At 72.6% G+C, this 11,283-nt stretch carries 7 protein-coding genes; 3 read left to right on the top strand and 4 right to left on the bottom strand.

Going from position 1 to position 11,283, the window contains the following annotated elements; all coding sequences use genetic code 11:
- Positions 1 to 148 precede the first annotated feature (148 nt).
- Both AB0L65_RS36575 and AB0L65_RS36580 read left to right on the top strand, forming a co-directional pair.
- On the top strand, positions 149 to 1,141 hold the full coding sequence (locus AB0L65_RS36575) for a histidine kinase (protein WP_364255031.1): 993 nt from the start codon (positions 149 to 151) through the stop codon (positions 1,139 to 1,141).
- The gene (locus tag AB0L65_RS36580) at positions 1,138 to 1,794 is read left to right on the top strand and encodes a response regulator transcription factor (RefSeq protein ID WP_185072310.1); all 657 of its coding nucleotides are present in this window, start codon (positions 1,138 to 1,140) and stop codon (positions 1,792 to 1,794) included. Before AB0L65_RS36575 ends, AB0L65_RS36580 begins: the two co-directional genes overlap by 4 nt.
- A gap of 17 nt (positions 1,795 to 1,811) precedes the next feature.
- Here the strand turns inward: AB0L65_RS36580 and AB0L65_RS36585 are convergent, their stop codons facing one another.
- The 4 genes from AB0L65_RS36585 to AB0L65_RS36600 are packed head-to-tail and all read right to left on the bottom strand — an operon-like array spanning position 1,812 to position 8,209.
- On the bottom strand, positions 1,812 to 3,203 hold the full coding sequence (locus tag AB0L65_RS36585) for a glycoside hydrolase family 28 protein (protein WP_364255034.1): 1,392 nt from the start codon (positions 3,201 to 3,203) through the stop codon (positions 1,812 to 1,814).
- A gap of 9 nt (positions 3,204 to 3,212) precedes the next feature.
- On the bottom strand, positions 3,213 to 4,208 hold the full coding sequence (locus tag AB0L65_RS36590; protein WP_364255037.1) for a hypothetical protein: 996 nt from the start codon (positions 4,206 to 4,208) through the stop codon (positions 3,213 to 3,215).
- Complete coding sequence (locus AB0L65_RS36595) at positions 4,205 to 6,697, bottom strand: family 78 glycoside hydrolase catalytic domain (RefSeq protein ID WP_364255040.1); 2,493 nt, start codon at positions 6,695 to 6,697, stop codon at positions 4,205 to 4,207. Before AB0L65_RS36595 ends, AB0L65_RS36590 begins: the two co-directional genes overlap by 4 nt.
- Before the next feature lie 15 nt (positions 6,698 to 6,712).
- Positions 6,713 to 8,209 carry an alpha-L-fucosidase gene (locus AB0L65_RS36600; protein ID WP_364255043.1) on the bottom strand — a complete coding sequence of 499 codons (1,497 nt, stop codon included), beginning with the start codon at positions 8,207 to 8,209 and terminating at the stop codon, positions 6,713 to 6,715.
- Positions 8,210 to 8,341: 132 nt separating this feature from the next.
- Between AB0L65_RS36600 and AB0L65_RS36605 the strand changes: the two genes are divergently transcribed.
- Positions 8,342 to 11,269, top strand: coding sequence for a glycoside hydrolase family 2 TIM barrel-domain containing protein (locus tag AB0L65_RS36605; protein WP_364255046.1), 2,928 nt, complete (start codon positions 8,342 to 8,344; stop codon positions 11,267 to 11,269).
- Positions 11,270 to 11,283 lie beyond the last annotated feature (14 nt).

Consider the following 11,283-nt stretch of genomic DNA (forward strand, 5'->3'; position numbering starts at 1 on the left):
GGCTCCGTCCCAGTCTCGTGGTCCGGGCGGGCCCGGCACCATCGGGTCCAGCACCCATACCGGGAGGGACGGAGCATGTAGGGACGTCCCGCAGGATGGGGGTCAGGCCGGATCGACAACCGGACCGGGAGACAAAGAGGCTGGTGAAATGACCGAGAGGGCGAAGAGGACGACCGGGAGCCCGGCACAGGCGCTGTTCCGGCGGCTGTTCATGATCAACGGGCTGGTGTTCGCGGTGGCCACGCTCGTCCTCGCGATCTCACCGGCCACCGTGTCCGCGCCTCTCGTGCTGGCCGAGGTGCCGGTGCTGATCGTGGGCCTGGCGCTGATGCTGGCCGCCAACGCGCTGCTCCTGCGCCGCAGCCTGGCCCCGCTGGACGCGCTGACCACGCTCATGCAGCGCGTGGACCTGCTGCGTACCGGTGAGCGGCTGACCGACGGCGGCAACAGCGACCTCACCCACGTGATCGCCACGTTCAACGCGATGCTCGACCGCCTGGAGGCCGAGCGCAGCGCCAGCAGCGGCCATGCCCTGGCCGCCCAGGAGGGTGAGCGGCGGCGCATCGCCCGTGAGCTGCACGACGAGATCGGCCAGAGCCTGACCGTGGTGCTCCTCGGCCTGAAGCGGGTGGTCGACCGCGCGCCGGACGACCTGCGCGAGGACCTGCACGGCGTGCAGGAGACCGTGCGCGCCAGCCTCGACGAGGTCCGGCAGGTCGCCCGCCGGTTGCGGCCCGGCGTGCTGGAGGACCTCGGGCTGCACGCCGCCCTGAGCGCCCTGTGCAGCGACGTCTCGCAGATGAGCGGGGTCCAGGTGACCCGCGCCGTCCAGCACGACCTGCCCGAGCTGGGCGCGGACGTCGAGCTCGTGCTGTACCGGATCGCCCAGGAGAGCCTCACGAACATCGCCAGGCACGCCCGCGCCACGCGTGCCGAGCTGTCACTGGCCACGCACGACGGGCGGCTGACCCTGCGCGTCACCGACGACGGGCAGGGCGGCGCGCGCCAGGACGGGGCCGGGATCCGGGGCATGCGCGAGCGCGCCCTGCTGATCGGCGCCCGCCTGACCGTCGACTCCCCGCTGGGGGAAGGCACCCGCGTCCACCTGACCATCCCGAACGATCGGAGCCCAACGCGGTGAGCACTGCCAAGACCAGGATCCTGCTGGCCGACGACCACGCGCTGGTCCGCCGGGGACTCAAGATGATCCTCGACGCGGAGCCCGACCTGGAGGTCGTCGCCGAGGCCGCCGACGGCGCGGAGGCCGTCGCGGCCGCGTCGGAGGACGCGGTGGACCTGGCCATCCTGGACATCGCGATGCCGCGCATGACCGGGCTCCAGGCGGCCCGCGAGATCTCCCGCCGCGCGCCCGGCATCCGCATCCTGATCCTGTCCATGTACGACAACGAGCAGTACTTCTTCGAGGCCCTCAAGGTCGGCGCCTCGGGATACGTGCTCAAGTCGGTCGCCGACCAGGACCTGCTGGAGGCGTGCCGGGCGACGATGCGCGGCGAGCCGTTCCTGTATCCCGGGGCGGTCACCGCGCTCATCCGCGACTACCTGCAGCGTTCGCGCGAGGGCGAGCGCATGCCCGAGAGCATCCTGACGCCCCGGGAGGAGGAGATCGTCAAGCTGATCGCGGAGGGCAACTCGGCCAAGGAGATCGCGGAGACGCTCGTCATCAGCGTGAAGACCGTGGACCGGCACCGGGCGAACATCCTGCAGAAGCTCGGCATGCGCGACCGCCTCGACCTGACCCGCTACGCCATCCGCGCGGGCCTCGTCGAGCCCTGATCAGGGGCGGAACCGTCTCATCCCCCGGAGTCCACGCGGCGGCCGTTGATCCACACGTCGCGCAGCACGAGTCCCGTCACCTCGCGTACGACGTCGTCCTCGGCCATCTCCTCGAACACGCTGCCGGTCACCCGCACGCCCTTGATCGGGTTGCCCGGGTTGCCGATCAGGTTGAACGCCCTGGGTGCCCGCCCGGCCCGCAGGCGGCGCACGTCGATGGCGCCCACGTCGGGGAAGTACGGGCCGGTGTCCTTGTTCTCGTAGTTCAGGGCCACCTCGATCACCGCGTCGGCCGCCTGCCCCACCGTGATGTCCCTGAAGTAGACGTCCCTGACGTAGCCGCCGCGGTCGGGGTTGGTCTTGACGCGGATCGCGCGCTCCAGGCGGGGGCTGCTCATCGTGCAGTTCCAGGCGTAGACCCAGCGCACGCCGCCGGTGGTCTCGCTGCCGATCGTCACGCCGCCGTTGCCGTCGCGCATCACGCAGGAGTCCACGAGGACGTTCAGGGAGGGCGCGTTCACCCGGCGGCCGTCGGCGTTCTTGCCCGCCTTGATCGCCACGCAGTCGTCGCCGGTGTTGAACTCGCACCGCTCGATGAGCACGTCCACGCAGGACTCGGGGTCGCAGCCGTCGTTGTTGGGGCCGTTCGGGCTGTCCACGGTGACCTCGCGGATCGTCACGTTGGTGCACAGGACCGGGTGGATGTTCCACATGGGGGAGTCCTTGACCGTCACACCCTCGATCAGGACGTTGCGGCAGCGGTAGAGCTGGATGAGGTTGGGGCGCAGGTAGTGGCCTTCCCCGAACACCCGCTCGGCCACCGGCACGCCCTGCTCGGCCATGGCGGCCAGCAGGTTCTTGTCGGGACGCTCGGACGGCGGCGGGTCGCCCGACCAGTCCCACCAGTGCGTGGCGTCGGCCTGGCCGTCGATCGTGCCGCCGCCGGTGATCGCGACGTTCTCCCGCTCGTAGGCGTAGACGAACGGGGAGTAGTTCATCAGCTCGACGCCCTCGTAGCGGGTGTGGACGACCGGCAGGTAGTCGGCGGGGTTCCGGCTGAACCGGATCGTGGCGCCCGCCTCCAGGTGCAGCTTGACGTTGTCGGCCAGGTGGATCGCGCCCGTGAGGTACGTCCCCGCGGGCACGAGCACACGCCCGCCGCCCGCCGCCGCGCAGGCCGCGATCGCCTGCCTGAAGGCCTCGGTGCACATCGCGGTCCCGTCGCCGACCGCCCCGTGGCGGGTGACGGGGAAGGTGCGGCGGGGGAAGCGGGGCGGCCTGATCCGCCGCCGGATCCGCGGCACCCTGGCCCAGCCGTCCAGGTCGGGGGCCGCCTCCGCCCGCCCGGCCAGCTGGGGGGCCAGCACGGCGCCGGCCGCCACGGCCAGGAAGCTCCTGCGGGAGTTCATGGTGCGCTCCTATCCATGGGCCAGGGAGATGCCGCGCCGCTCGACCAGCGTGTGCTCGCCGACCTGGTACGGCTCGACCCGCCGTACCGCCGTGTAGAAGTGGTGGGGCCGCCCGCCGTGGGAGACGAGCGCGGGCTTGTGCGCGTACGTGTCGTCGGCCGAGCCCGGCGGGCCCACGTCGATGAGGATCTCGCCGCTCTTGCGCCAGGTGCGCAGGTCGCGGGAGACCGCGAAGCTCTCCCTCGCGTGCCCGTCGAACGAGAGCCCGAAGTAGAACATCACCCACCAGTCGCCGTCGCGCAGCACACACGGGTCGGAGGCGAAGCGCTCGTCGAACTCGCCCGGACCGCCGTGCGGGACGACCGGACCGGGCTCCGGGCGCTCCCAGCGTTCGAGGTCGGGGGAGACGGCGTAGCCGATCTGCTCGCGCCAGCCGTCGTAGGTGCGGTTCTTGGCGTTGTAGAAGCAGTAGTAGAGGCCGTCGTGGCGGAGCAGCCACGACTTGTACAGGCCGCCGCGCTCCCACGCGCCGCCGTCCTGCGGACGTAGCACCGACCCGACGTCCACCCAGGTACGCAGGTCGTCACTGGTCACGAACCCGATGACCGCCGCGCCCATCTCCATGCCCGCCTCGGGATAGGCGTGGTACGTGCCGACCGCCCGGCCGTCCAGCCGGCTCACCTGGCCGGGGGAGCCGAGGCGGTTGTCGCGCACGATCGACGTGAGCGCCGCGTTGTAGCCCCGGTACGGGTGCGCGGGGTCGCGCGGCAGGATCACCTCGCCCGGCGTCCACGACACGAGGTCCGCCGATCGGCTCAGCGCGGTCTGGTAGCCGGTCCCGTCGAAGCCGACGTACGTCATCAGGTACTCGCCGCCGTCGGAGCACACGAACGGGCAGTCCACGAAGAGGCTGTCGAACCTGCCCGGTTCCCGCGACCCCTCGACCAGCAGCCTGCCGGCCTTGTGCGGGGTCCTGACGCGGGTGGCGTCGTACGTGCCGATCACCTGCCTGCCCCGAACGTCCAGCGCCCGGCCGGCACCTCATAGGCACGGGCCCCGAGCTTGACCGCCGCGTCCGGCACGGCGTGCCGGGCGAGCCCGAGGTCGGGCAGCCGCACCTCGGCCGACGAGCCCGGCGGGACCGCCACGTCGAGCGTGAACTCCCCGTCCGCGCGGGTCCAGGACACCTCGACCCCGCCGTACGGGGTCACGGTGCTCGCCCGCACCGACTCCAGGTCGCCGGGGGCGGCGGGCTCGATCAGCAGCCGGCGGAAGCCGTTCGAGCCGGGGGCCTGGCCGATGCCGCCGAGGCCGCGGTAGAACCAGGCGTCGACGGCGCCCAGCATGTAGTGGTTCTGCGACAGGCCCCTCGTCGGCCCGTCCCACGCCTCGGTGAGCGCGGTTGCGCCGTGCCGTACCTGGTAGCCGTAGCTGGGATGGCTCGTCGAGGTGGCGAACGCCCACAGGGCGTCGTGCCGTCCCGCCCGGCCGAGCACCCTGAACAGGGCGGGCAGCGCGATCTCGCCGACCGTGATGCCGCCGCCCGCCACCGCCTCGGAGATCCGGTCCAGCACCCGCTCGTCGGTGATCACGCCCATGTCGAGCGCCAGGATCTCCGACGCCTGGCTGCGGGACCCGGCGAAGGTGCGGGAGAACGCCGCGGTGATCTGCTCGGTCAGGGCCCGGTAGCGCTTGGCGTCGTCGTCGCGGCCCAGCACGCCGGCGGCGCGGGCCAGCGTGCCCGCGGCCCGCCAGTAGCCCCAGGTCGAGACCAGCGGGACGGGCGTCGAGTCGTCCAGGCCGATCCAGTCGCCCAGCCCGTGGCCGAGGACGCCGTCCTCGGCCTTCGACGTGAGGTAGTCCACGTAGCGGCGCATCGCGTCGTAGTGCGTCTCCATCGCCGACGGGTCGCCGTACCAGCGGTAGAGCTGCCACGGGATGCGGACGATCGCGCCGCCCCAGTTGGGGTCGTCCCTGAAGGGTGCGTCGAACACCAGGAACTCCGGCGCGATGTCCGGCACCAGCCCGTCCCCGGTCTGCGCCTCGGCGATGGTGACCAGCAGCTCGCGGTAGTAGGCGGCCACGTCGTAGTTGTAGGCGACGACGTCGAACAGCAGGTGGGTCTGCTCCAGCCAGCCCAGCTTCTCCCGGTGCGGGCAGTCGGTGAGGACGCTGTACATGTTGCCCCGCACCGCGCGGTCGATGATCGTGTGGATGTCGTTGACCAGGGCGTCGGAGGTCTCGAACGCGCCGGTGGGGGTGTTGTCGGCGCGCAGCACGAGCGCGGTCACGGCCTCCGGGCCGACGTGCTCGGGCAGGCCCTGGACCTCGACGTAGCGGAAGCCGTCGTAGCGGAAGCTCGGGTGCCAGGTCTGCGGGCCGTCCTTGGTGACGTACGTGTTGAAGATCGGCGCGCCGGTGGTGGGCTTCGACTGGATGACCCGGCCGTAGTCGTCGAGCTGGTCGCCGGGCACGAGCCGCAGGTGGCGGCCGGCCGGGAGGTCCAGGCTCAGCTCGGCCCAGCCCGCGACGACCGTGCCGACGTCAAAGACCGGCGTGCCGTCGGTGGCGGCGAGCCGGGCGGTCGCGGGCAGCCGTTCGGTGACCCTGATGGGCGGGCAGGCGCGCGACCTGAGCACGTCCTTCGTGCCGGGGACGACGGTGGCGGGCTGCCAGGCGGAGGCGGTGCGGCGGGCGTCGTGGTCCTCGCCGCCGTACCAGTGGGAACGCACGGTCGGGCCCTCGGCGGCCCGCCAGTCGGGGCCCGTGGCGAACCGGCCGAACGAGCCGTCGGCGTAGTCCAGTTCGAGCTGCGCGATGGCCCGCGGGGCGGCCTTGGAGCCGAAGAACTTCATGTACCGGTCCTGGTGCGGGAAGACGTGCGCGATCCCCGGGCCCAGCTCGACGCCGAGCGTGTTGCGGCCCTCGCGCAGCAGCTCGGTCACGTCGTGGGTGGCGTACACGACCCGCCTGCCGAAGTCCGTGTACGGCGGCTCCAGCACGGCGTCGGTCACCGGCCCGCCGTTGACCGTGGCGACGTAGACGCCGAGGCCCGCCACGTGCAGCCGGGCGCGGACGACCGGCTGGGCCAGGACGAACTCGCCCTTCAGCAGCGGCAGCGGCCTGCCCTCGCCCGCGCGCGGGTTGCCCTCGTCGTGCCAGTCGGGGTGGGTGATCCACGAGGCCGTCCAGTCGTCCGGGCTCAGCAGGCCCAGCTCGAAGCGGGCGGGCGGGCTCCAGCCGGACCATCGGCCGTCGCCGTCGCGGATCCGCACCCGCCAGCGTGCCGCCGTCCGGGAGGTCAGGGGCCGCCCGTCGTACACCACGCGCTGGTCGGCCGACTCGACCTCGCCGGTGTCCCATAAGTCGGGCTCGACCCGTACGTGGTAACCGGTCTGCGTCGTGGTGCCGGTCAGCTGCCAGCTGAGTGTCGGGCGGGTGATCTCGATGCCGAGGGGGTCGATCAGGTCGCACGTTCGCAGGTTGGTCACCATGGCGGGATCTCCAGGTCAGGTGATTTTGAGCATGTACGCGGCCTTCGTGGGTGGCGTCGGGGGCAGGTCGGCGTAGAGGGCCTCCTCGGCCAGCCGCCAGGCGACGGGGCCGTGGCCCAGGAGCTCGACCCGGGTGGGGCGGCGCTCCAGCAGCCCTTCGCCGGTGCCCATACTGGTGATCGCGGCCGTCCCCTCCTCCGGCCAGGCGAGCAGCGTGGCGTACACCGCGTCGCCGTGCCGGGTGAAGCGGATGTCGCCCGGCCGGTAGGCGCGGTCGGCCTCGTTGTAGCCCTCGTACCCCTTGGTCTCGCCCAGGCCCGTGGCGCCCTCGGCGGCGCGCTTCCACGGCGTCGTGCCGTACACGCCCTCGCCGCACACCCGCAGCCAGTCGCCCACCTCGCCCAGCAGGGTGCGGGCGTGCGCGTCCACGGTGCCGTCGGCGCGCTGCGGGACGTTGAGCAGCAGGGTGCCGTTCTTGCTGACCACGTCGATCAGCGTGTGCACGACCTGCTGGGACGTCTTGCGCGGGTGGAACATCGGGTCGTCGTCCGAGCAGTCGAACCACTCGCCGTCGCTGGTGTCGAACTGCCAGGGGTACGGCTGCGCCGCGTCGAGCTGGCGGCGTTCGCAGTCGAGGACGACGGCGGTGCGGTCGGCGTCGGGGACGTCCTTGACGGTCACCAGGCCGCCGGTCGGGCAGGTGTTGTAGTAGTGGGCGAGCAGGTCGAGGCCGCGCGTGCTGACCGGCTCCGACTCGACCACGCTGCCCGCGTCGAACGGCAGGCGGCCGTCGTCGAGGTAGACCAGGTCGGGGCGGTAGCGGTCGATCGCCTCGCGCACGCGGGCGTAGAAGCGGTCGGCCACCTGGGGCGGGGGCTTGGCGCCCGGGGCGTGCCTGGCCGGGTAGAGCTCGGCCGGGTCGAGGCCCTCCCACCAGGTGCCGGCGCCGTCGTCCCTGGTCAGCCCGCCGTCGTGCGGCTCGCCGGTGGCCGGGTCGGCGCCGTGCGCGACGTCGAGCCAGCGCCAGGTCCAGTTGTTGTGGAAGCTGAGCCCGAACGGCAGCCCGGCCGCGCGGGCCGCCCGCTCCCAGGCGCCGACGATGTCGCGGCGCGGGCCCACGCGGGTGGCGTTCCAGGCGTGCTGCCCGGAGTCCCACAGGTCGAAGTTGTCGCAGTGGGCGGCCAGGGCGACGAAGTAGCGGGCGCCGCTGGAGACGTACAGGTCGATCAGCTCGCCGGGGTCGAAGCGCTCGGCGCGCCAGCGGTGGAAGAGGTCCTTCGCGCCGCCCGCGCCGAAGCGGGCGCGGTGGTGGGCGTGCTGGCGGTCGGCGCGGCGGCGCTCCCAGGGCCCGGAGGCGGGTTGCATGCCGTAGAGGTGGCGGGCGTACCAGTCGCCCGAGCTCGCCACGGACTGCGGGCCCCAGTGCGACCAGATGCCGAACTTGACCTCCCCGAACCACTCGGGGATGGGGTGACGGCGAAGCGACTCCCAGTCCGGCAGAAACCCGCGCATGGCCCACCTATCTTATTGAAACGATTTACCTAGGATATATTTATTCAATGGCGGATGTCAATGCATAAAGAGCTGGCAGGCGGGAATCTTCGCGTATAGGGTTAAAACGTTTTGTCGCGGAAGGGCGTGCGGATGGTTGACTTCCACGAAGATCCCGGGCCGGGCTCCGGGCGGCGGACGGCACGCGCGGACTTCCTCTCCGACGCGCCGCGCCTGTCGCTCAACGGCCGGTGGCGCTTCCGGCTCTCCGACACGGCCGAGGGCACCGGCGCCTCGCTGCCCGACCCGGGGCTCGACGACACCGGCTGGGAGACGATCCGGGTGCCGTCGCACTGGGTCCTGGAGGGGCACGACCGCCCGCTCTACACCAACACCGCCTACCCGTTCCCCATCGACCCGCCGCACCTGCCCGACGGCAACCCCACGGGCGACTACCGCCTCCGCTTCGACCTGCCCGAAGACTGGCCCGAAGACTGGCCGGGTGGCAAAGCCGTGCTGCGCTTCCAGGGGGTGGACTCCTGCGGCACGGTGTGGCTGAACGGCTCGTTGCTCGGCCACTCGAAGGGGAGCAGGCTGCCGTTCGAGTTCGAGGTCACCGGGCTCGTCCGGCCGCGCGGCAACCTGCTCGCCGTACGCGTGCACCGCTGGTCGTCGGGCAGCTACCTCGAGGACCAGGACATGTGGTGGCTGCCGGGCATCTTCCGCGACGTGGAGCTGCTGGCCCGCCCCTCCGGCGGCATCGACGACTTCACCGTCCGCGCCTCCTACGACGCCTCCGACGGCTCCGGCACCCTCCTCGTCACCGCCGACGCCCCCGGCCTGGTCGAGATCCCCGAGCTGGGCCTCGCGGTCGCCACCGGGCAGGAGGTCACCGTCCCCGGCGTCGAACCGTGGAGCGCGGAGCGCCCGCGCCTCTACCGCGGCACCCTCACGGCGGCCGGGGAGACGATCGACCTCCCGATCGGGTTCAGGACCGTTGAGATCGCCGGCGGGCGGCTGCTGATCAACGGGGCGCCGGTCCTCTTCCGCGGCGTCAACCGGCACGAACACCACCCGGAACGCGGCCGGGCCCTCGACCGCGACACCATGATCCGCGACATCGTGCTGATGAAGCGGAACAACGTCAACGCCGTGCGCACCGCCCACTACCCGCCGCACCCGGAGTTCCTGCGGCTGTGCGACGAGTACGGGCTGTGGGTGGTGGACGAGTGCGACATCGAGACCCACGGGTTCATCTACGCCGGTTGGGAGGGCAACCCGCCGGCCGAGCCGATGTGGCGCGACGCCCTGCTCGACCGGGCCCGGCGCATGGTCGAACGCGACAAGAACCACCCCAGCGTCGTCATCTGGTCGCTGGGCAACGAGAGCGGGAGCGGGCCGGCGTTCGGCGACATCGAGCGGTGGATCCGGGCCCGCGACCCCGGCCGGCCGCTGCACTACGAGCGCGACCCGAGCTACCGGCACTCCGACTTCCACAGCCTCATGTACCCGTCGCTGGACGACCTGGAGCGCATCGGGCGGCGCGAGGAGGAGCCGCCGGACGGGGTGGCGCCGGGGTCGGCCGACGACGTGCGCCGTCGCGGGCTGCCGTTCCTGCTGTGCGAGTACGCCCACGCCATGGGGAACGGGCCCGGCTCCCTGGCCGACTACCAGGCGATCCTGGAGTCGTACGAGCGGTTCTGCGGGGCGTTCGTGTGGGAGTGGATCGACCACGGGCTGACGGGGCACGACGCGCAGGGGCGCCCGTACTTCCGGCACGGCGGGGACGTCGACCACCAGCCGAACGGCGGGCGGTACTGCCTGGACGGGCTGCTGTTCCCCGACCGCACGCCGTCCCCGGGGCTGGCCGAGCTGCGCAAGGCGATCGAGCCGGTCGGGATCGCGGTGGACGTGGGGGTGGCGGAGGTGGTGGTCGCCAACAAGCACGACCTGATCGACCTCGGGCACCTGGAGTTCCGGTGGTGGGTGGAGGTGGACGGCGTCCCTGCGCCGGGGGGCGGGGTGCTGCGGGTCCCGGGGTGCGGGCCGCGGGAGACGGTGCGGGTGCCGTTGCCGGAGGTGGCGGTCCGCACCCTGGAGGGCGAGACGTGGATCACGATCGAAGCCGCGCTCGCCGCCGCGACCGGCTGGGCGCCGGCGGGGCACGTGGTCGCCTTCACCCAGTCCCGCCTCGGCCCCACCCCCCACCACCGCCCGCCCCCTCCGCCCACCTCCCCTCCGACCCTCACGGGGTTGCGGTTGGGTGGGGCGGTGTTCGAGCCCAGGACAGGGCGGTTGGTCCGGCTGCACGGGGTCGAGCTGGACGGGCCGGTGCTGGACGTGTGGCGGGCCCCGACCGAGAACGACCGCGGCCAGGGTCCCAGGAACGCGCTCGCCGCCGACTGGGAGGCCGTGGGGCTCGACCGCTTCCTGCACCGGACCGGCGCCCTCGAAAGCCCGGACGACCGCACGCTCGTCGTCCGGGGCCGGAGCGGCCCGGCCACCCGGACCCTCGGCTTCCGCACCACGTACACCTGGCAGTGGCGCGACGGCGCGCTGCACCTGCGGATCGAGGCCGAGCCCGTCGGGGACTGGCACGACACCGCGTACGGCCACCTGAACGTGAGCCCGCCGCGCATGGGCGCCAGGTTCGCCCTGCCCGGCGGCTACACCGACGTCACGTGGTTCGGGCGGGGCCCCGGCGAGTCGTACGCGGACAGCCGGGACGCCGCGCGGGTGGGCCGGTTCGCGCTGGCGATCGACGCGCTCCAGACCCCGTACGTGGTGCCGCAGGAGAACGGCAACCACGTCGAGACCCGCTGGCTGGAGCTGTCCGGCCCGGGGCTGCCGACCCTGCGCGTGGACGGCGAGCCGCACCTGGACTTCACCGCCCGCCGCTGGACCGGCGAGGCCCTGCAGGCGGCGGGCAGGCCGCACGACCTGCGCGACTCCGGGCGCGTCTGGCTGAACCTGGACCACGGGCAGCAGGGCCTCGGCAGCGCCTCCTGCGGCCCCGCCCTGCCCGAGCGGTACCGGCTGCCGGTCCGCCGCCACTCCTGGTCGATGACGTTGACCGCCTGAGAGGATTTGTTCGC

The organism is Nonomuraea sp. NPDC052116 (genome assembly GCF_040680035.1).
Classification (GTDB): Bacteria; Actinomycetota; Actinomycetes; order Streptosporangiales; family Streptosporangiaceae; genus Nonomuraea; species Nonomuraea angiospora_A.

Excerpts from the sequence above, each read along its gene's own strand:
- AB0L65_RS36575 (WP_364255031.1), top strand. The coding sequence starts at position 149 with ATGACCGAGAGGGCGAAGAGGACGACCGGGAGCCCGGCACAGGCGCTG.
- AB0L65_RS36585 (WP_364255034.1), bottom strand. The coding sequence starts at position 3,203 with ATGAACTCCCGCAGGAGCTTCCTGGCCGTGGCGGCCGGCGCCGTGCTG.
- AB0L65_RS36595 (WP_364255040.1), bottom strand. The coding sequence starts at position 6,697 with ATGGTGACCAACCTGCGAACGTGCGACCTGATCGACCCCCTCGGCATC.
- AB0L65_RS36600 (WP_364255043.1), bottom strand. The coding sequence starts at position 8,209 with ATGCGCGGGTTTCTGCCGGACTGGGAGTCGCTTCGCCGTCACCCCATC.
- AB0L65_RS36605 (WP_364255046.1), top strand. The coding sequence starts at position 8,342 with ATGGTTGACTTCCACGAAGATCCCGGGCCGGGCTCCGGGCGGCGGACG.